Source organism: Rhodococcus sp. DMF-1 (assembly GCF_021441945.1).
In the GTDB taxonomy this organism is placed as follows: Bacteria; Actinomycetota; Actinomycetes; order Mycobacteriales; family Mycobacteriaceae; genus Rhodococcus; species Rhodococcus ruber.
The window spans coordinates 3,416,798-3,442,294 of sequence record NZ_CP090442.1; the positions used below are offsets into that span (position 1 = coordinate 3,416,798).

Sequence of the window (25,497 nt, forward strand, 5' to 3'; positions counted from 1 at the left end):
CACATCCGGACATGAACACCGGGGACGCCGAGCTCGATCGCGCCATCTCGGACATCCTCACCGACATGCGCACCGCGACCACCGAACGCGCCACCGAGCTCGGCCGGCGCCTCGTCGTTCTCCTCGATCACAGAAAGGCCTTCGCGGAGAAGCGGTCCGCCGAGATCGGTGCACTTGCGTCAGGCATCGATCGTGCCGTCCATGCCCTGGACGATGCCGCCTCGAGTGCGGAACTCCTGCGACGCGCGTGCGAGCGTGTCGCCGAACTCTGCTCTGCGCGGAAGGTCCTCCTGTCTCGGCTCGAGGGAGATCGAATCGTTCCCGTGATCTCCTTCAGCACCGACCCCGGCACGTCGCCGTCGCTGCCCCCCGGGTTCGACCTCGTGCCGGGTTCGCCCGAAGCGCACGCGCTCGCGACGAACACGGTCACGGTAGACGAAGTGGTTGCCGAGTCGTTCCGAGATGCCCTGGGCGACAATGGTTTCTCTACCGCTCCGGTCGTCGTCGACGGGAAGGCAACTGCGCTCGTGCACGTCGACACAGTGCTGGACGGTCCACGACGCCACGCCCTGAGCGTGTTCGCGGAAATGCTCGGCGGCTGCTTCGAGCGGGTCGGCCTCGAATCGCGACGCGAACGCCAGGACCTTCTCCTCCGCGAGAGCGCCCGGCGGTGGGGCAGCGACACCGACTTCGACGCGCTGCTCCCACGCGACACGCCCGACAGCGCGCCGTCCCACACAGAACACGACGACGTGGACCGGCGCCTGCTCGATCCGCTCACCGAGCGCGAAGCGGACGTCGTTCGGCTGATCCTCACCGGCGCTTCGAACGCCGCGATCGCCGCCGAGCTGGTCATCACCGTTGACACGGTCAAGTCGCATGTGAAACGCATCCTCCGAAAACTGGGCGCTACCAACCGCGCCGAACTGATCGCGAAGTATCAGTCCACCCCGCGGTGACTCGGCGTCTCCGACACCGTGACTCGTCCAGGCGTGGTGGGCCCGGCGATGCAGGCCCACTGCGCCGCGTCGTCAGGCGTCCGAAGGTGGCACGGTCACCGTGATGGTGTCCACCTCGGGGGTCAGCACGAGCTGGCAGGCGAGGCGAGAGCACGGCTGGACGCCGTCGAGAAACTCGAGAAGATCCTGCTCCTCTGCCGTCGGCTGCCCGAACACCGCGGCGGAGTCCTCGTCCACGTACACGTGGCAGGTGGCGCACGAGCAGCTGCCGCCGCATTCGGCGACGATGCCGGGAAGGTTGTTGCGTACCGATCCGTCCATAACGCTCTGGCCGGCCGGGACGTCGACGGACGACGTCGAGCCGTCCGGAAGCTGGTACACGACAGTGGGCATGGCGATCTCCTTCAGGTTCGACCGGTGAACATCTGCGCGGCCGCCTCGCGGGGCCGAGTGCCGTACCCGGAAGGTGCGGCGCGTTCTCCATGTCCACATTGTGTCGCCGGTCACTCGGCGTACGCATCACCACATCGACCGATTACCCCCCTCCCCGAGGGTGAAAGTTGCGGCCGGACCGGCACGGGGCAGCGGGGGTGACCGGGCACACATCCCCCGTTAGGTGGACAACTTTCGTTCGCTGGTGTGATGCCCCTCACCCTAACGGCTGACAGGCTGAACTCACTCCAGTCAGCGTGAGCGCCGCAACGTACGGCGCTACATCTCACCGCACCACGAAGATCTCACTGCACCACGAAGGGGAATCGATGAGCACTACAGAGCAGGTCACGGAGCTGATCCCGGACACCGTCGCCCGTCAGATCGTCCTTCCCGAAGGACACCGGGACAACGACGCGTTGTTCGACGCCTACCGTTGGCTGCGCGAGAACAACCCGCTCGGCCGCGCCGTGGTCGAGGGGTACGACCCGCTGTGGCTGGTGAGCAAGCACGCCGACATCATGGAAATCGAGCGCCAGCCCGACATCTTCACGAGCGCGGGCGGCGAGGACAAGGGGTCCGTCAACCCGATCCTGGCGAACCAGGCCGGCGACGAGTTCACCAAGAGCATCAACAACGGCAGTCTCCGCATCCTGGAGACCCTCACCTACCTCGATCCGCCGGAGCACACCGAGATCAAGGACATCGCGATCGACTGGTTCCGGCCGACCAACCTCGCAAAGTGGGAAGCCACCATCCGTGACCTCGCCAAGGCGTCCGTCGCCCGACTCCTCGATACGGACGGCCGGATCGACTTCGTCAAGGACTTCGCCCTGAACTACCCGCTGCACGTCATCATGAGCCTGTTCGGGGTGCCGGAAGAGGACGAGCCCCGCATGATGGCCCTGACACAGGAGTTCTTCGGGACGGCCGACCCCGACGCCGTCCGTGAGGATGTCGAACCGCTCACCCCGGACGCCGCCGCCAAGCAGTGGGTGGCCACGATCCAGGACTTCTACGCGTACTTCGAACGGCTGCTCCAGGATCGCCGCGCCAACCCTAAAGACGACCTCGCGACGATCATCTCCCTGGCCCGCGACAAGGACGGTGAGTACTACCCGAACGAGATGGCCTACGGCTGGTTCATCGCCATCGCGACCGCGGGCCACGACACCACCTCGAGCACCCTCGCAGGCGGCGTGCTCGAGCTCGGCCGCCACCCGGACCAGCTCGCCAAGGTGAAGGCCGATCTGGCGCTCGCTCCGCACCTCGTCAACGAGTCGCTGCGCTGGGCCTCGCCGGTGAAGCACTTCATGCGTCAGGCGACGCAGGACTACACGCTGCGCGGCCGCGACATCAAGAAGGGCGACCGCTTCATGCTGCTGTACCAGTCGGGCAACCGCGACGCGGAGGTCATCCCCGACCCCGATCGCTTCGACATCACCCGCCGGCCCAACAAGCACATCGCCTTCGGCTACGGCCCGCACATGTGCATCGGCCAGCATCTGGCGAAGCTGGAACTGCGCATCATGTTCGAGGAACTGCTCCCCCACATCGAGTCCCTCGAGCTGGTGGACGAGACCAAGATGATCCAGACCAACTTCGTCGGTGGACTCAAGAACATGCCCGTCAAGATCGAGTTCACCGGGTAACACGATGCTCACGCCACACCCGTCACCCACCGTGGTGATCGTCGGGGCCGGGCATGCCGGCGGCACACTCGCCGGCATGCTGCGGCAACAGAAGTTCGACGGCCGCATCGTCCTGTGCGGGGAGGAAGCACATCTGCCGTATCACCGGCCGCCGCTGTCGAAGAAGTACGCCGACGACGAGTTCGTGCAATGGCTCAAGCCGGATTCCTTCTACGCCGACAACGCCATCGAGACCCGGCTGGGCGATCCGGTCGTGCACATCGACCGGGACGCGCGAACCGCGACGACATCATCCGGCGAGATCCTCCAGTACACGACGCTCGTCCTCGCCACCGGCGCCACACCGCGGACACTGACACTCCCCGGAAGCGACCTCGACGGTGTCCTGAGCCTGCGCACCCTCGCCGACGCCACACAACTGCGCGCGGCGGTCCACACCGGCTCCTCCCTGGCCATCGTCGGCGGCGGGTACGTCGGACTCGAGGTCGCAGCCTCGGCCCGCGCCCGCGGCTGCGAAGTCACAGTCGTCGAGCGTGAGGATCGGGTGCTGGCGCGGGTCGCCAGCCCGGAGCTGTCGGCCGTCCTCACCCGGTTCCACCGCGACCGCGGCACACGCATCCTCACGGCAGCCGAGGTCCGGGAGATCACCGGGACAGCCGGTCGAGTCGATGGAGTCACCCTCGCCGACGGCACCCACCTCGACTGCGACCTGGTGCTGGTGGGCGTCGGAGCGATCCCCAACGACGCGCTGGCTCGGGACGCGGGCATCGACTGTCTCACCGGGATCGTGGTGGACGGTTCCGCGCGCACCAGCGATCCGCATGTCCTCGCCATCGGGGATGTGACCTACCGCCTGCACGACACACTGGGCAAGATGGTGCGACTGGAGAGCATTCCCAGCGCGGTAGAGCAGGCGAAGCAGGCGGCAGCCGTCATCACCGGTGCGCCACTGCCACCGCACGAGGTGCCGTGGTTCTGGTCGGACCAGTTCGACCTCAAGATGAAGATGGCGGGGATGGTCGATCCCGAGACCCGGGCAGTCCTGCGCGGGAATCCGTCCGAGTCCTCCTTCGCCCTGTTCCACCTCGACAGCGACGGCGTGCCTGTCGCCGTCGAGACCGTGAACGCCGCAGCCGAATTCATGGCCGGCAAACGCTTCATCGGTAACCGCACCAAGCTCGATCCCACTGCACTCGCCGATCCCGCGACCTCGATGCGGGACGCCGTTCTGCAGAGCATCACGATTTCCGCCGCCCCGACCGGGCCGGCCCACAAGACATGGAGTACGTGACGATGGAAGCACTCGCAGCAGTCGCAAGAGAGCCGCACGCCGAGTTCACCCTCGAGCCCATCATCATCGAGGGACCGAGGGCCGGCGAGGTCCTCGTCGAGATCGAGGCCGTCGGCATCTGCCACACCGACCTCGCCGCGCGCGACGGCGCCCTCCCGACCGCGCTGCCCGCCGTCCTCGGCCACGAAGGATGCGGCATCGTAAGAGAAGTCGGCTCCGGCGTCACCAAGGTGACACCCGGCGACCGCGTGGGCATCACCTTCCACAGCTGTGGGACCTGCCCGTCGTGCACCACGGGGGCACCCTCCTACTGCCACCAGTTCATGCACCTCGCCTACGACGGGGTGCGCGAGGACGGCACCGGCCCGCTGTCCACCACCGACGGCGAACGCCTCACCGGCCTGTTCTTCGGACAGTCCTCCTTCGCCACCCACAGCCTCGCCTTCGAACGCAATGTCGTGAAGGTTCCCCACGACCTCCCGGCCGAACTCCTCGCCCCCCTCGGCTGCGGCATCCAGACCGGTGCCGGCGCGGTGATGCGCTCCCTCGACTGCCGGCCCGGCTCCGCGGTCCTGGTCGCCGGCGCCGGCTCGGTCGGCCTGGCCGCCGTCATGGGCGCCGTCGTGCAGGGCTGCACCACCATCATCGCCGTCGAACCCCACCGGTCCCGGCGCGACCTCGCCCTCGAACTCGGCGCCACCCACGTCGTCGATCCGGCCGCGGGCCCCCTCGTCGAGCAGGTCCGTGCCATCGTCCCGGCCGGTGTCGACTACGCGATCGACACCTCCGGCGTCCCGGCCGTGATCGAGTCGCTCGTCGGCGCCATGACCTTCCACGGCAAGATCGGCCTCATCGGCGTGCCCGCCGACCCGGCGGCCTCCGTACCGCTGAACATCATCAACTCCCTCGCCATGGGACTGACGATCACCGGGATCATCGAAGGCGACAGTGTCCCCGACGAGTTCATCCCCGAACTGGTCGAGCTCTACAAGGCGGGCAGGTTCCCGCTCGACAAGCTCGTCACCACCTTCCCCTTCGCGAAAATCAACGACGCGATCGCGGCCCAGCACCGGGGCGAGGTGCTCAAACCCGTGCTCGTGCAGGACTGACCACCCCACCCCGACACACTTCCCGAGAAGGACACCCCGATGACGATCGACTACACCGAGCTCTACATCCGCGGCGGATGGGTACGACCGTCCGGCGATGCCACGATCCCGGTCATCTCCCCGAGCACCGAACAGCGGATCGGCTCGGTCCCGGACGGTACCGAGTCCGACCTCGACGATGCGATCGACGCCGCCCGCGCAGCATTCACCGGCCCGGACGGCTGGGCGTCCTGGAGCGCCGCCCGGCGCGCCGAAGTCCTGGGCCGGTTCGCCGACGAACTCGAAGCCCGCGCCGAGGACACCGCAACCCGGGTGAGCAGCCAGAACGGCATGCCCATCGGCCTGGCCCGGCAGTTCGAGGGCGGCTTCCCGCCCCTCCTGCTGCGCTACTACGCCGAGATGGCGGCCCAGCAGGAGGACGAGATCCGTCCCGGCATGCTGGGGGGAGCGACCCTCGTCACCCGCGCCCCCATCGGCGTGGTGGGCGCGATCGTGCCGTGGAACGTCCCCCAGGCCATCACGTTCCTCAAACTCGCTCCGGCACTCGCCGCCGGCTGCACCGTGGTCCTCAAGCCGTCTCCGGAGACGGTGCTCGACGCCTTCCTGATGGCCGAAGCAGCGATCGCGGCGGGACTGCCCGCCGGTGTGCTCAACATCGTCCCGGGCGGCCGCGAACTCGGCGCCTACCTGGTGGCGCACCCGGGCATCGACAAGGTCTCGTTCACCGGCTCCACCGCCGCTGGCCGGGCCATCGGCCGCACCTGCGGTGAACTGCTGCGCCCGGTCACCCTCGAACTCGGCGGCAAGTCCGCCGCCGTGATCCTCGACGACGCCGACCTCGCCGCGAACGTCGAATCCTTCTACGCGGCGACTCTGCTCAACAACGGGCAGATCTGCTGGCTCGGCACCCGCGTCCTGGCGCCGCGCTCACGCTACGACGAGATCGTCGACACCATCACCGATCTCGCGAAGGGCATCGCGGTCGGCGACCCGCTCTCCGACACGACCCAGATGGGACCGCTGGTCTCGGCCCGCCAACGCGACCGCGTCGAAGGCTACATCGAGAAGGGCAAGTCGGACGGCGGACGCATCACCACCGGCGGCAAGCGTCCCGCCGGCGCGGAGCACGGCTGGTTCGTCGAGCCCACCATCTTCGCCGACGTCCAGACCGGGCACACCATCGCCCAAGAGGAGATCTTCGGCCCGGTGCTGTCGGTCATCCCCTACACCGACGAGGCCGAGGCCGTGGCCATCGCCAACCACTCGGACTACGGCCTCGGCGGTTCGGTCTGGACCGCAGACCCCGACCGCGGTACCCGGTTCGCCCGCAACATCGCCAGCGGCACCGTCGGCATCAACGGCTACGCCAACGATCCCACCGCCCCCTTCGGCGGCATCAAGAACAGCGGACTCGGACGGGAACTCGGACCCGAAGGACTGGCAAGCTACCAACAACTCAAGAGCATCTACCTCGACATGCGATGACCCCGGCGTGGGCGCGGTCGCATGCACGTGCATGCGACCGCGCCCGCGGCGGTAGGTGTCAGGAAAGGAGACACAATGACGAAAGATGAAGTCGCGCTGCTCGACTTCGCGGTGCAGTGGGCACCTTACGGCGGCGGCGACGAGCATATCCTTCCCGAGTTCGGACTCGTCCCCACCGACTTCTACCACCGATTGCGATGTCTCCTCGACGCGCAACCGAAGATCGACGCCGGGACCCGCCGCCGTCTGAAGAACCTCTGCACACGCAAACTCGGCTATCCACCAGTCGTCCAGCAGAAGCCGATGTCGCGCAGCCGACGACGGTGACATGCACGGCGGATCCGATACGCGACCCGGGACAGCCACATCAGCCCGGTGGGTGGTACGGGCTCTCCAGCAATCGGTCCAGGTAGAGAGCCGTGGCGGGACTGAGAGCGTGGGCGCTTCCCTCCTGCGCGAGGCGGTGTAGAAGGGCGCGGAGGGCCGATCCTGCATCCAGCAACGGCTGGACGATCCTCACCCCGGCGCATTGCTCGAGCAACGGAAGAACCACGCGCTCCGCCTCACGGCTCGACCCGGCAGTGGCGAGGCACTCGGTCAGCAAGACGCCCGCATAGAGGGATGCTCTCGGCCGCTGGGTGGCGTCGATCGACTCTGCAAGCACGCGAGCCCTGTCACAGGCTTGTGTCCGGGCGCCGGGCGAGCCGGCAACAAGGAGCCGGATGACCGATTCTTCTGCGATCTCGGTGGTGACCCGACTGATACCGTCCTGCGGTTCCTGCGAGAGCTGCCGAGGAAAGCTGTCCGGGCTGAAATACCCGGATCCGATTCCCAGGCGAATGCGCTCGTTCACCAGGTGCGCCGACAGGCGCGGAAGGTGCAGGGTGCGTGCCAGCTGTTCGCCTTCGTTCAATCGCTCGGCAGCGGCGTCGTACCTGCCGAGCCGGTGCTTCAGGCGCGCACCGACGACGTAGGTGGACAGCATGAAATCGACCGTGCCGCCTTCTGCCCCGAGACTGTAGCTCTGGTCGAGGAATCGCTCGGCCTCGGCCAGGTTCCCCTGTTCGTACAGCAGGTCTCCGAGAAGGGCCCCGGTGAGCCGGGAGCCGTAGGACAGTTCCTCTCCTCGCTCGGTTGCCAGCTGCATGGCGTGGCGGAAACTGGCCTCGGCACCGTCGAGGTCGAGTTGTTCTCTTGCGGCCAGCCCGTCGAGGCAGTACCCGTAGATGACGCTGAAGGGCCCGGAAGACCGCCGATGGTATGGACGTACCCATTGCTGCCAACGCCGGGCGTCGGCAAAGTCGAACCGATGGATCGAGCGAAACGACGCGACGTCAGCGGTGCCGCACACGACCCAGGGGCGTAGCCGGTCGGAACGGGCACTGCAGGCCTCGACCGCCGCATCCATACCGTCGAGCCGGTCGTCGAAGGCGTTGACCGTGGCCTGGATGAGCGCTGCTTCGGCTCGGATGTCAGCTTCGTCGGCACTTGCCGACGGCAGAGTTGCCGCGATGTTGCCGAGCGCCTCGGCAGCGGCAGCGCGATGATGCAGGACGGCGTGCGCCCAGGCCAGCGCGGTCTGCAGGCGCAGCCGACGCGCGCTGGATGTGCCGGGGAGCTTTGCGGCCAGCCCGAGCAGGGTACTCATCTGGGAGCGCTCGAGCAGCGGTATCGCCTCGTGTTCGACGGCATCGATCGCGTCGTCGTCGCTGCCGGCGGCGAGGAAGTGATCCACAGCCGGGCTGAGTAGATGCTGTCCGAGAAACCACCGGGCGGCAGTGAGATGCAAACCGATCAGGCGTTCCGGATCGTCACGCTCGAGTCGGCGGCGTAGGAATTCGGCGAACAGGTGGTGGTAGCGGAACCACTGCCCGTCCTCGTCGAGACGCGTCAGGAACAGGTTCCGCGCCTCGATGTCTTCGAGCACCGTCTGGGTATGCCCCCGACCGGTCAAGGCGGTGGCCAGGGCAGCGCACGTGCGCTCGGTGATCGACGTGGCAAGCAGGAAGTCGAGCAGATCCGGCTCGAGGGTGTCGAGGACGTTCTCGGCGAGGTATTCGCCGATAGCCCGGTGCCGGCCGGACAGGTGCCGGATCGCCGCACGCGGATCGCGGTGTTCGCGCAGGGCCAACGAGGCCAATTGCAGCGCCGCCACCCACCCGTCGGTCGATTCCTCCAGATCGACGACCTCCTCGTCCTCGAGTTGCAGATCCGTGGCGCCGGTGAGTAGTTCCCGGGACTCGTCGAGGTCGAATCGCAATGCGGCCGAGTCGATTTCGATCAACTCGTTGCGCACCCGCAGGCCGCTCAGCGGCAGACCCTGCCGGGCCCGGCTGGTGACGACCAGCTGCAAGTGGTGGCACCCTTGCTCGAGCAGGAACCGGGCGATGGCCCGGCTCGCAGGGTTGGTCACCCGGTGCCAGTCGTCCAGGACCACCGCGATGTGCTGTCCACCCGTGTGCGCCCGGTTGATCAGCGTCGTCAGCACGAACCGCTCGGCACCCTCCCCGTGTCCCTCCAGCGCCCGGGTCAGCTCTCTGCCCAACCCGGGCAGGGTCACCGTGACCGCATCGACGAGATGCGCGAGAAACCACGCCGGGGTGTTGTCGTCCTCGTCGATCGACAACCAGGCGGTCGTCCCCCCGGTGCGCTCGAGCATCTGCACGTACTGGGCGGCCACGGTGGTCTTGCCGTATCCGGCCGGACCATGAATCAAGATCAACCGGGGTCGGGTTCCGGTCCCGAGCCTGCCGAGCAGCCGGGCGCGCGGCACCATCGCGTGCGCCGTGACCGGGGGGGCGGTACTTGGTGGTCACGGCGGGCGGAGGGACGGGCCCGGACGCCCCGGCCGACGGATCGAGGCGCAGGTACGCCGCGGTGCCCGCAGGTTCACGCTTTTCCCGCTGCGGTGAGCTTTCCTCGTCCCACGCCAGCGGCAGCGGCAGGTCGGCAATGAGGTATCCCAGATCCGTCCCGGCCCGGCGCAACGCCTCCCCCAGCGCCGCCGCCGTCCCGAAGCGGTGGGCAGGGGCGCGGGCCATCGCCTGCTCGATCACCACCCGGACGCCCTCCGGGACATCGTTCTCGCGCAGGTCGGGGATCGGTTCGGTGCTGATCCGCAGCAGCTGCGCCACCAGTTCCTCACCCCGGTGGCGCGCGAAGGCCGGTCGACCGGCCAGGGCGGTGAACAAGGTCGCGCCGAGCCCGTAGACGTCCGAGGCAACCGATGGAGGATGTCCGTGCAACACCTCCGGCGCGGTGTAGGCGGGAGAACCCACTATGAGCCCCCGGGTGGTGTCCTGCCGGTCCGACAGTCGGGCGATCCCGAAATCGGCGAGTTGCGGTTCGCCGTACTCGGAAATCAGGATGTTCGCCGGTTTGACGTCCCGGTGCAGCACTCCGGCCCGATGCGCCGTCTCGAGGGCTCCGGCCAGCTTGATGCCTATGTCGACAACTTCGGCGGTCGTGCGGGGCCCGCGTCGGGTGATCCACGCTTCGAGCGAGTCGCGGCGGTGGAACGGCATCACGATGTAGGGACGCCCGGTATGGGTGACGCCGGCCTCGAGCACGTGCACGATGTTCGGATGCCCCGACAGCCGGCCCATCGCCTGCTGCTCACGCAGGAAGCGGGTGCGGTCGGACTCACCGGGGCTCGAGCTCAAGACCTTGATCGCCACTACCCGGTCCAGGGCAGGTTGACGGCAACGGTAGATGATGCCGAACCCGCCGCGGCCCAGCACCCGAGGCTCGTCGAATCCGACAGCAGCCAGCTCGTTCGCTATCTCTGCCTCGAACTGATTCGAGGGATGCTCGACGGCTTCGTCGGACACGGTTCGTCCTCACCGACTGTTACGCCACTGACTGTCTCCGGTCGGATCATGGTTACTCATGGCTCTACCTGGGGTTGGTTCCTCATTCTAGCCTTACCGGCACAGACTGAGGCGGGAGTCGAGGCCGGCGAGAGTAACGGAAGTCGGAGCAGACCCGTCCCGCACTCATGGCGCCACATCTCACGTGTCTTCCGGCATGTGCGCCCGATTCGCGATGGTGGCGGCCGCCCCGGTTGCCCCCGCCCGGACCGAGGAGGCGTGGAGCTCGGGCCCGAATCGGTCGACGGCACCTGCGATGCTGAGCGCGGCGATCGCGCGGTTGTCTAATTCCAGCACGGGAGAAGCGATTTCGGCGTGCCACAGAACCATCGGTGAAAACATGCCGCCCGGCTCGAGTCCGGTCACAGCGGGCCCCGGAGCATCGGAAGACCGGACTCGGCGATCCCCGATTCCTGGAGCCGGAGCCGGGACCGCAGGGCACCCCGCCCCCGCTCGCGTCGGATTCCTCGACGCCGGAGGGAGTTACCCCGCCCGAAGGTAGCGGGAGACCGCCTCGGCTCGGTTGGCGGCACCGAGTTTGCGCAGAATGTGCCTCACGTGGGCCTTGACGGTGGCCTCCGAGATGAACAGCCGGTTCGCGATGCGGGCATTCGAGTCGCCCTCGGCCATGTGCGCAAGGACCTCGAGCTCCCGCCGGGTCAGCAGGTCCACATTCCCCGCAGGGTGGCCAGACTGCATCGGGTGGCGATATCCCGGAAGCGCAACGACCGAATCGTTCGCCGGCTCTTCGTTGGAACCGATCATTTCGTCCAGCATGTCCGGCGAGGCATCCATGACGGCGGTGACCTGCCGCCGGATCGTCCGGAGGCGTTCCTGGTAGTAGAGACGTTCCAGGGCATAGCCGAGACATTCCGAGAACGTGCGGACAAGCGTCCGATCGAACTCGCCGACCTCCCGCCCGTCGCTCGGGCTGTCGGCGTGGACGAAGCCGAACACTCCGGAGCCGACCATGATGGGAGCGGCGACGTAGGAGGATGTGCTTGTGACCTGCTTGAAGCCCGGATCCACGCGGTCGTCGGCCTGCGCCCGGGGGACCAGCACCGGAGAACGGCGCCGCACGATCTCGCTTTCGATGAGCCGGTGGCCCAGGGTTCTGCTGCGACTGCCGACCTCAAGGATCTCGGCAGCGAGCGCCGAATCGTTCCGCACGTAGCACGACTTCGCCACCCAGCGGTTGCCCTCGACGCGGGACAGCATGCACCGCTGATACCCCAGCTCGCCGACATGGGTCGGGGCGAACCGGACGAGGTCGGCTACCGACCCGACGGTCCGCAGCGCATCGAGCGCCCGCCCGACTCCGGCGATCGCCTCCGATCGCTGCGCCAACTCGGCTTGGCGCAACATCACCCGCGCGTGACCGACCTGCTGAGACAATCCGAGCAGACGTGCGATCTCCGCGCCTGGCGCTGTTTCACCGAGCCTGCGCGTGAGGGCCTCCTCGACGACCTCGAGGGCGATATCGGCCTCGTCGAGGTCGGCCGCAGTGCGCGGATCCGCCGGGGCGCCCCGTCCCAGGAGCTCGTGGGCAAGTGCCAGCACGCCCCGGGCCCGCTCCAACTCCTCGCCGACACTCCCGACAGGGCGTAGCGCAGGCGAAGAAGCGCGGCCGGCCGCGGTCGACCCGAAAGGCATCGTCGGTACCACGTATTCGGTGCTCCTTCCCGGCCATATTGCCAGAGCAGATAAGAGAAACGTTAGCAAATCATGCATGCATGTCTCAATACTCCGGGTTTTCTGAAGGAATCCGATCGGCGTAGTTCGTTCGAGCCCGGACTGGTGGCGTTTCTCGCTCGCCCGCGCCGACCGCGCCCAGGAGCCCGTCCGCCGAGCCACTCGACCGCGGGGTGAGACATGGATGCATGTTTTCGAATCTTCCTCCTGTCCGTCGAACGATAGGCGTGGCGACGCGCTCGTCCCCCTTGGGCGCAGGTGGTCGTCGAGGCCGAGTCAGCCGTTGGGATGAGAAACGTGCGCCCAGGGAGTGATGCGCATCACCCCGCCCGGGATCGAAGATTATCGGGACTCGAGTGATCGGCGTCACGCAACGGACGGCCGGACCGCGACGTCTCCGCGACATTGCTGCCACCCATCGGAGGAAAACTGTGACCACCATCGAGGCCATCACGGGTCCCACCCGACCCGTACCGGACGAAATTGCCCGCCAGATCGTTCTTCCCGAGGGTCACCGAGACGAAACCACTCTGTTCGCAGCCTACAAATGGCTCCGGGAAAACAATCCGCTCGCCAAGGTGCACGTGGAAGGCTACGACCCGCTGTGGCTGGTAAGCAAGCACGCCGACATCATGGAGATCGAACGCCAACCGCAACTCTTCTCCAACGGGGGCGGGTCCGAACCCGGCTCGCACAATCCGATCCTGACCAACCAGGCCGGCGATGCCTTCACCAAAAGCCTCACCGGTGGGAGCCTCCGCATCTTCGATGCCCTGCCCTACCTGGATCCGCCCGAGCACACCGCGGTCAAGGATGTCGCGGCGGACTGGTTCCGTCCGGCCAACCTCAAGCGTTGGGAGGACCGGATCCGAACGCTGGCCGTGGATGAGATTGCGCGGCGGCTGCGACCGGGAGTGAACGAGATCGATCTCGTCAAGGATTTCGCCATGTTCTACCCGTTACACGTCATCATGACCCTCTTCGGAGTTCCGGAGGAAGACGAGCCACGGATGCTGGCGTTGACGCAGGAGTTCTTCGGAACAGCCGACCCGGACGAAGCCAGAGACGACGTCGAACCGCTCAGCCCGGAAGCTGCGGCCAAGCAGTGGGCCAACGCCCTTTCGGACTTCTTCGCCTATTTCGATGTACTGGTAGAAGATTGCCGCGCCAATCCCCGAAATGATCTCGCCTCCCTCATCGCCAACGCACGGCAGGCCGATGGGGAGTACTGGCCCAAGAAGTTTGCCTACAGCTGGTTCGTGACGATCTCCACCGCCGGGCACGACACCACCGCTTCCACCCTGGCCGGCACCCTCGAAGCACTTGCTCATCATCCCGAGCAACTCGCCGCGTTGCAGCGAGACCCGTCGCTGATCGGTGACCTGGTCAACGAGGGTCTGCGCTGGATTTCACCGGCGAAGCACTTCATGCGCCAGGCCACCGAGGATTACGAACTTCGGGGTCGGCACATCAAAGCCGGTGACAGGCTGATGATGCTGTACCAGTCCGGCAACCGTGACGCCGAGGTCTTCGACGCGCCTGACGAGTTTCGATTCGACCGGAAGCCCAATCGACACATAGCCTTTGGATACGGACCGCACATGTGCACCGGGCAGCATCTGGCCAAGCAGGAATTGCGGATCATGTTCGAGGAGTTGCTCCCGCGCATCCACACGATCGAGGTCACCGGTGAGCGAAAAGTCGTGCAGACCAACTTTGTCGGTGGATTGAAGAACCTTCCCGTCCGATTGGAACTCACATGACCACCACGCTGTCGGCGGCCGACCGGAATGTGGTGGTCGTGGGCGCAGGGCATGCCGCGGCCTCACTCGTGGGCCTGCTCCGACAGGAGGGACACACCGGCAGGATCACGATGCTCGGTGAGGAACTCGACTACCCGTACCACAGGCCGCCGTTGTCGAAGAAGTTCGCCGAGGGAGAGCTCGAGCAGTGGCTGCGACCCCCGGAGTTCTACCGGGAGCAGGACGTCGAGGTGCGCCTCGGCGAACAGGTCACCGAGATCGACCGTAAAGCCGGCAGGATTGTCACGGCCTCTGGCGAGCGGATCGGTTACGACGTGCTGGTCCTGGCCACCGGGTCCCGTCCCCGTCCCTTGCCGGTGGCGGGCGCCGGCCTGGCCGGCGTCGGTGCGCTACGCAATCTCGGCGACGCCCGCGCCCTGCGCAAGTGGGTCGGGGAAGGGCGCAAGCTGGCCATCATCGGTGGCGGCTACATCGGACTGGAGGTCGCTGCGGTGGCCCGCGCCGCGGGCGCGGAGGCCGTGGTTCTCGAACGCGAGGACCGAGTGCTGGCCCGCGTCGCGAGCCCCCAGCTGTCGGCGATTCTCACCGCGCGACATACCGAGCAGGGCACGGTAGTGCGGACCCGTGTCGGAGTCACCGGACTGGAGGGCGCCGCCGGGCAGGTGCAGAGCGTTGTGCTCGAAGGCGGCGAGACAATCGACTGCACCGCGGCGCTGGTCGGAATCGGTGCCCTGCCGTGCGACGAGTTGGCCGCAGCCTGCGACCTCGAGCGCGGCCCGGCCGGCGGCATCGTCGTCGACGAGTTCGCTCGCACAAGCGATCCCGCGATACTCGCCATCGGAGACGTGACCTGCCGGCGTGTGCCCGGACTCGACGGCATCGGGCGACTCGAGAGCATCCCGAGCGCGACGGAGCAGGCCCGGCAGGCGGTAGCCGCGATCCTGGGCACACCGTCGCCGCAGCCCGAGACGCCATGGTTCTGGTCCGACCAGTTCGATCTGAAGCTGAAGATCGCCGGCGTCGTGCGGCCGGGAGCGGACGTCGTCCGCCGCGGTGACCCGGAGACGGGCCGATTCGCACTGTTTCACCTACGCGACGGCGTGCCGGTGGCGGTGGAGTCTGCCAACGCTTCACCGGATTTCATGGCAGGCAAGAAGTGGATCGGCGCCGGCACCAGCGTCGATCCGGTTCGGCTGGCCGACCCCGGTATCGCCCTGCGCGACGCCGTCCGCTGAAACGACACCCGCCAACCCCACGTACGACCCGAGGAATATCATGCCGAAGATCACCTATCTCGTCCCCGACGGAACCACCCACATCGTCGATGTTCCTGCAGGACAAAGCATTATGGACGGCTCCGTGCGCAACAACCTGCCCGGCATCGTCGCCGAATGCGGCGGCAGCTGCTCCTGTGCGACCTGCCACGTACACGTCGACTCCGAGTTCGCCGATCTGTTCGGCGAGGCGACCGACGAGGAGCGCGACCTACTCGAATACGCCGACGACGTCGACGAACGCTCCCGACTGTCATGCCAGCTCATCGTGAACGCCGCATGCGAAGGCGTCCGAGTGATCGTGCCCGACTCCAACGGCTGACCCGGCGCTGCCTACCCTGCCCACCCTGCTCGCCTGCCTGCCCGCATCCCGAGATACCGCACAAAGGAACCACACCAATGACCGCACTCACCGGAACCACCGACTATCGGCAGTTCTACATCGACGGCGGCTGGGCCGACCCGTCGTCCTCACGCACCCTCGAGGTGCGGGCCGCGGCCACCGAGGAACGCCTCGGCAGCGTCCCGGAGGCTACCGAGCGGGACATCGACGACGCCGTTGCCGCCGCCCGCCGGGCATTCGACGACCCTCAGGGCTGGTCCCGCTGGGATCCGGCGCGCCGCCGCGAGGCGCTCGAGCGTTTCGCGGTGGCACTGGAGAAGCGCGCCCCCGAAACCGCGACCCGAGTGAGCTCGCAGAACGGTATGCCGATCTGGCTCGCTCAGCAGTTCGAGGGCGGGTTCCCGGCCCTGCTGCTGCGCTACTACTCCGGCCTGGTCGCCGACACCCCCCAGGAGGAGACCCGGCAGGGCATGCTCGGCGGGCAGGCGCGGGTGATCCGTGAGCCGATCGGGGTGGTCGGCGCGATCGTCCCGTGGAACGTCCCGCAGGGAATCACCTTCCTCAAGCTCGCCCCCGCCCTGGCCGCCGGGTGCACGGTCGTGCTCAAGCCTGCTCCGGAGACGGTCCTCGACGCCATGCTGATGGCCGAGGCAGCCGCCGAGGCAGAACTGCCGGCGGGCGTGCTGAACGTCGTGCCCGGCGGAGGCGATGTCGGGGCCTACCTGGTAGCCCATCCGCAGGTGGACAAGGTCTCGTTCACCGGGTCGACGGCGGCCGGCCGGACGATCGCCGAGACGTGCGGGCGCCTGCTGCGCCCGGTGACCCTCGAGCTCGGCGGCAAGTCCGCCGCGATCGTCCTCGACGACGCCGACCTGGCTTCGACGATCGAGAGTTTCTTCGCCTCGACACTTCTCAACAACGGCCAGATCTGCTGGCTCTCGACCCGCGTACTGGCGCCGCGATCGCGATACGCCGAGGTCGTCGACACCGTCAGCGGACTCGTGTCCTCCCTGCGGATCGGCGACCCCCTGGCCGAGACCACTCAGGTCGGTCCGCTGGTCTCGGCACGGCAACGCGATCGGGTCGAGTCCTACATCGCCAAGGGGAAGGCCGAGGGGGCCCGGCTCACCGTCGGCGGCGGCCGGCCGGAGGGCCTCGACCGCGGCTGGTACGTGCAGCCGACCGTGTTCGCCGATGTCGACAACAACCACACCATCGCCCAGGAGGAAATCTTCGGGCCGGTCCTGTCGGTGATCCCGTACACCGACGAGGACGAGGCCGTTGTCATCGCCAACGCCTCGGACTACGGCCTGGGCGGCAGTGTCTGGACCGCCGACCCGGAGCGTGGCGAGGCCGTCGCCCGCCGGGTGCGCACCGGCAGCATCGGCATCAACGGCTACGTCAACGACCCCGTCGCCCCCTTCGGCGGAATCAAGGCCAGCGGCATCGGCCGTGAACTCGGACCCGAGGCCCTGCACAGCTACCAGGTCCTCAAGACCGTCTATCTCGACGCCTCGGCCGCGCAGGCCTGAGCAGAACCCGTCACACCGACCCACAACCGAGGAGTCCTCATGAAAAGCCGCGGCGCCGTTCTCCGCCAAGCCCCTGGCAAGTTCGAGATCGTCGACCTCGTCGTCGACGAACCCCGACAGAACGAGATCCGAGTCCGGATGGTCGCCTCAGGGCTGTGCCACTCCGACGACCACATGGCCACCGGTGACCTCCCCGTCGCTGTCTACCCGGTCTGCGGTGGACACGAGGGCGCCGGCATCGTCGAGTCGGTCGGCCCGAACACCTCCGGCTTCGAACCGGGAGACAAGGTCATCTTCTCGTTCCTGCCTGCCTGCGGAAAATGCCGCTGGTGCTCCACCGGGCACCAGAACCTCTGCGACCTCGGCGCCAATGTCCTGGTCGGCTCGCGCTGGGAAGATCCGACGAGCTTCCGGCTGCAACTCGAGGACGGCACCCCCGTCGCCCAGGCGCTCGGCATCTCCACCTTCTCCGAATACACGACGGTCGCCGTCGACTCCGCCATCAAAGTCCCGGCGGACACCCCGCTGGAAAAGGCGTGCCTGCTCGGTTGCGCAGTCGGGACCGGCTGGGGCTCGGCGGTCAACACCGGCAAGGTGCAACCCGGCGACACCGTGCTGATCCTCGGTGTCGGCGGCATCGGCGCAAACGCCGTCCAGGGTGCCGTGCACGCCGGCGCGGCACGGGTAATCGTGGTCGACCCGGTCGCCTTCAAGCGGGACATGGCGCTCTCGCTGGGTGCCACCCACGCATTCGCCACCGTCGAGGAGGCCATCGAGACCGCGAAGAGCTTCACCAACGGCCAGGGCGCCGACGTCGCGATCGTCACCGTCGGCGTCATCACCGGCGACCACATCGCGCAGGCATTCGCCGGGATCCGCAAGCAGGGCACGGTCGTTGTCACTGCCCTCGGAAACGCCACCGCCGTCGGCATCCCGGTACCGATCCTCGAATTGATCCTCTATGAGAAGAAGATCGTGGGTTCGCTGTTCGGCTCGTCGAGCCCGCGCGCAGACATCCCCAAGCTGCTCGACCTCTACCAGGCCGGCTATCTGAAGCTCGACGAGTTGATCACCACCGAGTACGCCCTCGACGACATCAACCAGGGATACGACGACATGCGTGCAGGCACCAACATCCGCGGTGTCATCCGGTTCTAGCGACCGCACGACTGCGCCGATCCGGCCCCTCGGATCCCCTCCCCGCACCAACCTCGGCCCAATCCCAGAGAGGCACCGATGACCGTCACAGACGACCCGACCACCCAGCTACCGACACCCCACGGACCGTTCGTCGAGGACGATCGTGAAGCACACAGCTTCCGTGTCCACCGCTCCACCATGACCTCACCGGAGATTCATGCGATGGAACTCGAGCGGGTCTTCGCGCACAGCTGGCTCTACGTCGGCCACGAGTCGGAAATCCGCAAGAAGGGCGACTACGTGCGCCGCCCCGTCGGCGGACGCCAGGTCTTCATGGTCCGCGGACGATCGGGGCAGGTGAACGTCTTCCACAACACCTGCACCCACCGCGGCGCCATGGTCTGCCGCGCCGAACGCGGCAACGCCAAGATCTTCTCGTGCTTCTACCATGCCTGGTCGTTCAACACCGACGGCGAACTGGTGGGCATCCCGGACCGCCAGGCCTACGGCGACGACCTCGACTTCGGCAAACTCGGGCTCCGGCCCGCCGCCAAGGTCGCCAGCTACCGCGGCTTCGTCTTCCTCTCCTACGATCCCGACATCGTGCCCCTGGTCGACTACCTGGCGGGCGCCACGGAGTACCTCGACCTCGTCGTCGACGCGGTCGAGGACGCGGAAATCATCTCCGGAACCAACGAGTACGCGATCAATGCCAACTGGAAACTCCTGGCGGAGAACAGCATCGACGGCTACCACGCGGTCAGCACCCACGACACCTACTTCAAGTACCTGGTAGCGCTGGGCACCGACCTCGCAGGTGGGGTCCAGGGCACGGCGAAGGCGCTCGGCAACGGGCACGCGGTACTCGAATACACCGCACCGTGGGGCCGACCGGTGGCGAAGTGGGAGCCGCTGTTCGGTGAGGGCGCGCGCGAGGAGATCGGCCGGCTGCGCGCCGAACTCGTGGCCAAGCACGGCGAAGAGCGCGCCGCGCGCATGGCCGACGTCAACCGCAACCTGTTGATCTACCCGAACCTGGTGATCAACGACATCATGGCTGTCACCGTACGCACCTTCATGCCTGTCTCCGCGGACCGGATGGAGATCACCGCCTGGGAGCTCGCTCCGAGTCAGGAGCAATCCCAGCTGCGGCAGCGCCGTCTCGACAGCTTCCTCACCTTCCTGGGGCCCGGTGGCTTCGCCACCCCGGACGACATCGAAGCCCTTGAGTCCTGCCAGCAAGGCTTCCACAGCGGCGGAGTGGAGTGGAACGACATCTCACGCGGCATGGCGCGCACGCCCGAGGCCAATGACGAAGAGCAGATGCGTGCCTTCTGGCGACGCTGGAACGAGCAGATGATCGGAGAGGCCCGATGACCACCACCGCACCCGAGACCCCGAAGGCCGCGCCGGCGCCCTCCCCGCAGGTCGGCGACCTTCGGCAGGTCACCCGCAGCCGAGTCGAGGACCTGCTCTACCTCGAGGCCGAACTGCTCGACGACTGGGACCTCGACACCTGGATCACCCTCTACACCGACGACTGCCGCTACGTCGTGCCCTGCAACGACACCCCCGACGCCGACCCGGCCCGGGACCTGGTGCTCGTCGACGACGACCACCTGCGTCTGTCCTGCCGCGTGGAGCGACTCAATTCCCGCCGGGCACACCGGGAATACCCGCACTCGGCCACCAGCCACCAGGTGTCCAACGTGCGGCTGCGCCCGGTCGTCGACGGCACCGGCGGTGCAGCCGAGCTTCCGGTGGTCGCCGAGTTCGTCGTCTGGCGCTTCCGCGGCGAACGCTCCTACACCTACGCCGGCCGCTACCACTATCGACTGCGCGTCGTCGACGGGCACCTGCGGATCGCGTCGAAGCGGTGCGTGCTGCGCATGGGAAGCCTGCGCCAGGTGTCCGACGTCGCGATCATCCTGTGAACGCCGAACTGGACGGGGCACCGTTGCGGGGCCGCACCGTGGTCGTCACGGGAGGAGCGACCGGCATCGGTCTCGCGATCACCCGCAGGTTGCTCGCCGACGGCGCGTCGTTGCTCGTCGCTGCCCGGGACGAGGACGAACTCCATCGCGGGCTCGGGGCGCTGAGCGCACCCCCCGGCGTTCCCGAGCCCACCGGATTCGTCGGTGATCTGGCGCTCCCGGGCGCCGCGGACGCGATGCTCACCGCGGCCACGGACGCGTTCGGCCCGGTGTACGGACTCGTCAACAACGCCGGCGGGGGCGTCATCGCGCCGACGCTCCAGCACACCGAGCAGACGCTGAAGTCGACCATCGACAACAACCTGTGGACCACGCTGCGGGCCAGCATGGCGTTGCTCCCCCATCTCGTCGACAACGGCGGGGGACGCATCGTCAACATCGGCGCCGAGTCCGTGCGCAACGGGCTCACCGCCCACGCGGTCTACAACGCCGCAAAGGGCGGGGTGCACGCGTTCGCCGTCGGATTGGCGCGCGAGTTCGCGCCCGCAGGCATCACCGTGAACACCGTGGCGCCGGCCTACACCCTGACCGCGGAGCTGGCCGCCGCGATCGAAGCGAACCGCCTCCCCGAGGTTCTGCGGCCGGTCGTCGAGGACGCGGTGCGGCTCATTCCGATGGGACGCCCTGCCGTTCCCGACGAAGTCGCCGGCGCCGTCGCCTATCTCCTTCGCCCGGAATCCGGCTTCGTCACCGGCCAGGTGATCAGTGTGAACGGCGGCAGCAGCATGGGCTGAAACCTCTCCGCTCCGCCGCGGCACAGACCGACCCGCACCCAGCGTCCCTACCCCGAAAGGTGAGCCATGACCGGCGTATCCCACGTCGACGACACATCTCGTGTCACGGATGCTTCTGCTCCCGAACCACTGTCGACCCCCGGCACAGCAACCGAACTCTACCGGTCGGCCCGCGATCTGCTCCAGGATCTCGGCCGCGACTACCGCAAGGCGGTCGACGAGTTCACCTGGCCGGATCTCGGGGAGCGGTTCAACTGGGCCGTGGACTGGTTCGACGCGATCGCACGGGGCAACGACCGGGTGGCCCTGTGGATCGTGGAGGAGAACGGCGCCGAGGCGAAGTACACCTTCGACGAGCTCGCACGCCGGTCCGATCAGGTCGCCGCCCATCTGGCCGCCCACGGGGTGGCCCGGGCCGACAGAGTCGTCCTCATGCTGAACAACCAGGTCGAACTCTGGGAGGCCATGCTCGCGGTCATGAAGCTCGGTGCGGTCATCATGCCCACGACCACCGCGCTGGGCCCGGTGGATCTGGCCGATCGCATCGGCCGGGGCGGTGCCCGGCACGTCGTCGCCAACGTCGCCGACACCGCCAAGTTCGACGAGATCGAGGGTGAGTACACGCGTTTCGTGGTCGGCGGCGGGCATGACGCGCCGGCCGGCTGGGTGCGCTTCGCCAGCGCGTACGCGCTCGACGTTCCCCGTGCAACGCACCCCGGTACCGCTCCGCACGACCCCCAGCTGCTGTATTTCACCTCCGGCACCACGAGCCGGCCGAAACTCGTCGAGCACACGCAGGTGTCCTACCCCCTCGGGCACCTCGCGACCTCGTTCTGGGTCGGAGCCGCACCCGGGGACGTCCACCTGAACATCAGTTCGCCGGGCTGGGCGAAGCACGCCTGGAGTTGCTTCTTCGCCCCGTGGATCGCCGAAGCGACGATCTTCGTCTACAACTATTCCCGCTTCGATGCCGCCGCGTTGCTCGGACAGATCCGCCGGGCCGGCGTGAGCACGTTCTGTGCTCCACCGACGGTGTGGCGAATGCTGATCAACGCCGACCTCTCCGGCGGCCCCGGGCAGCTGCGTGAGCTGCTTTCCGCGGGAGAACCGCTGAACCCCGAAGTCATGGATCAGGTGCGGCGGCAATGGGGATTGACGATCCGCGACGGGTTCGGCCAGACCGAGCTGCCACTGGCTGTCGGGAACGTACCCGGTATGCCGGTCAAGCCCGGATCGATGGGGCTGCCGTTGCCCGGTGTTCCGGTCGTGCTGGTCGATCCGCTGTCCGGCGCGCGGGTCGACGGAGTCGGAGAGGGTGAGCTCTGCGTCGATCTGACAGCGCGACCGATGAGCCTGATGACCGGCTACCTGGGCGATCCCGAACGCAACGCCGAGGCGATGGCAGGGGGCTTCTACCACACCGGCGACGTCGCTTCCCGGGACGCCGACGGCTACATCTTCTATGTCGGGCGCACGGACGATGTGTTCAAGGCCAGTGACTACAAGATCTCGCCGTTCGAGCTGGAAAGCGTGCTGATCGAGCATCCGGCGGTCGCCGAGGCCGCGGTCGTGCCGGCCCCCGACGAAGTCCGGCTGGCCGTGCCCAAGGCCTATGTCAGCCTCGCGCCGGGTCACGAGCCGACGCGGGCGACGGCACTGGCGATTCTGCGGCACGCCCGCGCGAACCTCGCGCCGTACCAGCGCGTACGCCGCCTGGAGTTCGCCGACCTGCCGAAGACCATCTCCGGCAAGATCCGCCGCGTGGAACTGCGTGGCCGCGAGGAATCCGGCGTCGCCGGTGCCGGTGAATGGCGCGACGACCAGTTCCCCGAATTGCGGTCCTGAGTCACGTCCCCCGGGGCTGCAAGCGCCCCGGGGTGCGCGAACGCACCTGAACGAGTCCTGGTTCCGTCGCAGGTCTCCGGGACCGAATCCCATTGTGATAGCTCCTGGTTCACGAACGACCAAGGCGTGCCCACGCGTGGCAGGCGGTGGATGGCCGGACAGCAGTACGTGGTCACGGTCTCGCCGCGACGCAGCTTCCGCCGGCGCTGGGTGGAAGTGTGCCTGCTGTGTACCCCGATATCGGGAGTTCGTCGTCAGCGGGCGTTTGCCGGTCCGGTGAGCGGGCGAACCGTGGCAATGAGCTCGGCGGCGTTGTCGCGGCGGATCGCGGCCGCGAGGTCGTCGGAGCAGGCGCCGAGGACGGCTCCGGGTGGTGTCTCGCGCGCGGCGAACGGGTAGTCGGTGCCCAGCAGGACGTGCTCGCCGCCGAATCGGGCGACGGCCTGGCCGAGTGCCGCCGCGTCGTAGGTGAGGGAATCGCACCACAGGTCCCGGGCCCGCACACTCGGCGCCGGTCCGGGCGTGCCGGAGAGAACGGCGCCTCGGTCGAGTCGGGGCAAGATCGCAGGCAGGGCGCCACCGCCGTGGGCCAGGCACAGGCGCACGCCCGGAGTACGGGTCCGCCCCGTGAGCAGTGCCGCCGCGGCGGTCGTTGTCTCCATGGGCATCCCCAGCCCGAACTCCAGGCCCAACTTCGACAGCCGCGGGTCGAGCGTCGTGTCCACCGGGTGCACCAGCACCAGTGCCGAGCGCTCGGCCGCAGCGGCGAAGAACTCGTCGAATGCGGGGTCGGCCAGCTCCCGCGTGCCGACACGAGTGCCGATCTCGACACCGAGGAAACCCAGTTCGTCGATGCAGCGGGAGAGCTCGGCGACCGCGGCGTCGGGGTCCTGCAAGGGAACGGCACCGAGGGCATACAGCCGCCCCGGTGCCTCGGCGACCAGTGCGGCGAAGGCATCGTTCTGCGCCGCAGCCAGGATCCGTGCGCCGTCGGCGGGCTGGTCGTGACACAACGTGACAGGAATTGGCGAGACGACCTGTGCTGCAATCCCCTCGGCGTCCATGTCGACGAGTCGGCGCTGGGCGGACCAGCACCGGTGGTCGATCTCGCGGTAGGGACGACCGCCGAGCAGGAGCTGGGCGCGTCGGGGATCGAGGAGTTCGATGGACGGCCAGCGTCCCGGTCGGCCGGACAGGTCCGGAAGCCGGGTACCGATCGCGTGGGTGTGAACGTCGATCGCCCCGAGAGGAAGCGGCAATCCGGCGTCGCCGTTCACGTGCGTGCTCATGCTGGCTCCCTCGACGACGCCCGCGGGGTCGATGTTCCGACGGTGTGGTCGACACCGTAACAAATCATGACTACAGGATTCAAGATGATTACGTCGGTCCACCTTCCCGAACCGGCCCGCCCGCTACACCCCGTACCCGGAGGCTCGTACCGTGCGATTCTCGCCAATCCTGCAGATACGATTGTGGTCGGACTACGGCCCCGCGCCGGCGTCTCCGGTATATACGCAGCTCACAGCCCTGAGAAGAGGTCGAACCTGATGACGTCATCGACTAGGAATCACCCGCGGACAGTGGACGGCCACGACAAGGGGCAGGCCCAGCGGTCGCTGTCGCGGGCACAACAGGTCGCGGTCGAAGTGGAGAACGAGCTGCTCGCCGCGCACACCCCGGTGGGGACCTCCCTCGGCCGACGTACGGACCTCATGGAGCGCTTCAGGGTCAGCCCGACGGTGATCAACGAGGCGTTGCGGATCCTGCGCGACCGCGGGCTCGTGGTGGTCAAGCCCGGGCCCGGCGGCGGGGTGTTCGTTGCGAGCCGGCCGCCGCAGGTCCGGCTCGGAGCGCTCGACCTGTGGTTCTCCGGAACAGGAACGGATCCACTGGATCTGTTCGAGGCCCGCATGCACTTGGAGGACGTCCTGACCAGGGTTGCCGTAGAGCGGGCGGGCCCGACGGACATCCGTGACATGGAATGGGCACTGGAGTCGATGCAGTCGGCGAGTACGCCGCGCGATTTCCTGGATGCAAACCTGAGGCTGCACCTGGCGATCGCGCGGGCCGCCCGGATCCCCGTGCTGGCGGGCATGTACGAGGCGATCGCCGCGATCATCGGAGGTGCGGCCACGCGCGTCGAACTGCTACCCGATCACGAGGAGATGTACCAGCACAGCATCGCCGTGCACGCCGAGATCGTGGCCGCGATCCGCGGCGGCGACCGCGAGGCGCTGGACAAGTGCCTGGACCTGCACCGTCAGGACCTGGTGCGGGCGGTGGATCCGACTCGTTCACCGGTGGCGCCGGAATAGTTGCCAACGATTGCGCTCCAGCCCTTGAATTATGCATGCATGATTCCGTAATGTTTTGTCTCGGCAGC

21 protein-coding genes and 2 pseudogenes are annotated in these 25,497 nt (G+C 67.7%); 16 read left to right on the forward strand and 7 right to left on the reverse strand.

The annotated features are described in order from the left end of the window. Positions 1–11: 11 nt before the first annotated feature. Entirely contained in the window at positions 12–959 is a 948-nt protein-coding gene (locus tag LZP97_RS15475; protein WP_010593391.1) for a helix-turn-helix transcriptional regulator, read from the forward strand. 72 nt (positions 960–1,031) lie between these two features. Here LZP97_RS15475 and LZP97_RS15480 read toward each other — a convergent pair whose 3' ends face one another. Next, positions 1,032–1,352 (reverse strand): 2Fe-2S iron-sulfur cluster-binding protein, encoded by a 321-nt coding sequence (locus LZP97_RS15480; RefSeq protein ID WP_010593392.1) that lies wholly within the window; start codon positions 1,350–1,352, stop codon positions 1,032–1,034. A 368-nt stretch (positions 1,353–1,720) separates the two neighbouring features. Between LZP97_RS15480 and LZP97_RS15485 the strand changes: the two genes are divergently transcribed. From LZP97_RS15485 to LZP97_RS15505, 5 genes are all read left to right on the forward strand, one after another. Beyond that, on the forward strand, positions 1,721–3,043 hold the full coding sequence (locus LZP97_RS15485) for a cytochrome P450 (RefSeq protein ID WP_099528044.1): 1,323 nt from the start codon (positions 1,721–1,723) through the stop codon (positions 3,041–3,043). A gap of 4 nt (positions 3,044–3,047) precedes the next feature. After that, positions 3,048–4,334: an NAD(P)/FAD-dependent oxidoreductase gene (locus LZP97_RS15490; RefSeq protein ID WP_099528045.1), complete on the forward strand. Its 1,287-nt coding sequence runs from the start codon at positions 3,048–3,050 to the stop codon at positions 4,332–4,334. 2 nt (positions 4,335–4,336) lie between these two features. Continuing rightward, a complete protein-coding gene (locus LZP97_RS15495; protein WP_029539947.1) occupies positions 4,337–5,443 on the forward strand; it encodes an NAD(P)-dependent alcohol dehydrogenase in 1,107 nt (368 codons plus the stop codon). Between the two features lie 39 nt (positions 5,444–5,482). Continuing rightward, positions 5,483–6,928, forward strand: coding sequence for an aldehyde dehydrogenase (locus LZP97_RS15500; protein WP_010593397.1), 1,446 nt, complete (start codon positions 5,483–5,485; stop codon positions 6,926–6,928). A 75-nt stretch (positions 6,929–7,003) separates the two neighbouring features. Next, positions 7,004–7,255: a DUF3263 domain-containing protein gene (locus LZP97_RS15505; RefSeq protein ID WP_010593398.1), complete on the forward strand. Its 252-nt coding sequence runs from the start codon at positions 7,004–7,006 to the stop codon at positions 7,253–7,255. Between the two features lie 40 nt (positions 7,256–7,295). Here the strand turns inward: LZP97_RS15505 and LZP97_RS27485 are convergent, their stop codons facing one another. From LZP97_RS27485 to LZP97_RS15520, 5 genes and pseudogenes are all read right to left on the reverse strand, one after another. Then, complete coding sequence (locus LZP97_RS27485) at positions 7,296–9,281, reverse strand: hypothetical protein (protein WP_442792844.1); 1,986 nt, start codon at positions 9,279–9,281, stop codon at positions 7,296–7,298. Between the two features lie 57 nt (positions 9,282–9,338). Further along, positions 9,339–9,704, reverse strand: a pseudogene (locus LZP97_RS27490) (AAA family ATPase); the annotation flags it as partial. 280 nt (positions 9,705–9,984) lie between these two features. Continuing rightward, a pseudogene (locus LZP97_RS27495) lies at positions 9,985–10,758 on the reverse strand (serine/threonine-protein kinase); the annotation flags it as partial. A 180-nt stretch (positions 10,759–10,938) separates the two neighbouring features. Continuing rightward, on the reverse strand, positions 10,939–11,163 hold the full coding sequence (locus LZP97_RS15515) for a hypothetical protein (RefSeq protein WP_010593400.1): 225 nt from the start codon (positions 11,161–11,163) through the stop codon (positions 10,939–10,941). A gap of 117 nt (positions 11,164–11,280) precedes the next feature. Then, a complete protein-coding gene (locus tag LZP97_RS15520; RefSeq protein ID WP_010593401.1) occupies positions 11,281–12,357 on the reverse strand; it encodes a LuxR C-terminal-related transcriptional regulator in 1,077 nt (358 codons plus the stop codon). Positions 12,358–12,920: 563 nt separating this feature from the next. Here LZP97_RS15520 and LZP97_RS15525 point away from each other — a divergent pair. The 9 genes from LZP97_RS15525 to LZP97_RS15565 all read left to right on the forward strand — a co-directional run bounded on the left by LZP97_RS15525 (position 12,921) and on the right by LZP97_RS15565 (position 23,114). Further along, positions 12,921–14,252 carry a cytochrome P450 gene (locus LZP97_RS15525; protein ID WP_064065721.1) on the forward strand — a complete coding sequence of 444 codons (1,332 nt, stop codon included), beginning with the start codon at positions 12,921–12,923 and terminating at the stop codon, positions 14,250–14,252. Continuing rightward, positions 14,249–15,487: an NAD(P)/FAD-dependent oxidoreductase gene (locus tag LZP97_RS15530; protein WP_010593403.1), complete on the forward strand. Its 1,239-nt coding sequence runs from the start codon at positions 14,249–14,251 to the stop codon at positions 15,485–15,487. The genes LZP97_RS15525 and LZP97_RS15530 overlap by 4 nt, the downstream gene beginning before the upstream one ends. Positions 15,488–15,527: 40 nt before the next feature. Further along, entirely contained in the window at positions 15,528–15,848 is a 321-nt protein-coding gene (locus LZP97_RS15535) for a 2Fe-2S iron-sulfur cluster-binding protein (protein ID WP_010593404.1), read from the forward strand. Between the two features lie 77 nt (positions 15,849–15,925). Further along, complete coding sequence (locus LZP97_RS15540; protein ID WP_010593405.1) at positions 15,926–17,401, forward strand: aldehyde dehydrogenase; 1,476 nt, start codon at positions 15,926–15,928, stop codon at positions 17,399–17,401. Between the two features lie 39 nt (positions 17,402–17,440). After that, a complete protein-coding gene (locus LZP97_RS15545; RefSeq protein WP_064065720.1) occupies positions 17,441–18,559 on the forward strand; it encodes an NDMA-dependent alcohol dehydrogenase in 1,119 nt (372 codons plus the stop codon). A 78-nt stretch (positions 18,560–18,637) separates the two neighbouring features. Further along, the gene (locus LZP97_RS15550; RefSeq protein ID WP_010593407.1) at positions 18,638–19,918 is read left to right on the forward strand and encodes an aromatic ring-hydroxylating oxygenase subunit alpha; all 1,281 of its coding nucleotides are present in this window, start codon (positions 18,638–18,640) and stop codon (positions 19,916–19,918) included. Further along, positions 19,915–20,475, forward strand: coding sequence for an aromatic-ring-hydroxylating dioxygenase subunit beta (locus tag LZP97_RS15555; RefSeq protein ID WP_010593408.1), 561 nt, complete (start codon positions 19,915–19,917; stop codon positions 20,473–20,475). The genes LZP97_RS15550 and LZP97_RS15555 overlap by 4 nt, the downstream gene beginning before the upstream one ends. Beyond that, on the forward strand, positions 20,472–21,269 hold the full coding sequence (locus LZP97_RS15560) for an SDR family NAD(P)-dependent oxidoreductase (RefSeq protein ID WP_010593409.1): 798 nt from the start codon (positions 20,472–20,474) through the stop codon (positions 21,267–21,269). The genes LZP97_RS15555 and LZP97_RS15560 overlap by 4 nt, the downstream gene beginning before the upstream one ends. Positions 21,270–21,335: 66 nt before the next feature. Further along, positions 21,336–23,114 (forward strand): AMP-binding protein, encoded by a 1,779-nt coding sequence (locus tag LZP97_RS15565; protein ID WP_234574751.1) that lies wholly within the window; start codon positions 21,336–21,338, stop codon positions 23,112–23,114. Positions 23,115–23,368: 254 nt separating this feature from the next. On the opposite strand, the gene LZP97_RS15570 is transcribed toward LZP97_RS15565, so the two are convergent. Then, positions 23,369–24,403, reverse strand: a complete 1,035-nt coding sequence (locus LZP97_RS15570) for an amidohydrolase family protein (protein ID WP_099528047.1) — start codon at positions 24,401–24,403, stop codon at positions 23,369–23,371. A 258-nt stretch (positions 24,404–24,661) separates the two neighbouring features. Between LZP97_RS15570 and LZP97_RS15575 the strand changes: the two genes are divergently transcribed. Further along, positions 24,662–25,429: a FadR/GntR family transcriptional regulator gene (locus LZP97_RS15575; protein ID WP_064065718.1), complete on the forward strand. Its 768-nt coding sequence runs from the start codon at positions 24,662–24,664 to the stop codon at positions 25,427–25,429. The last annotated feature ends 68 nt before the right edge of the window (positions 25,430–25,497 follow it).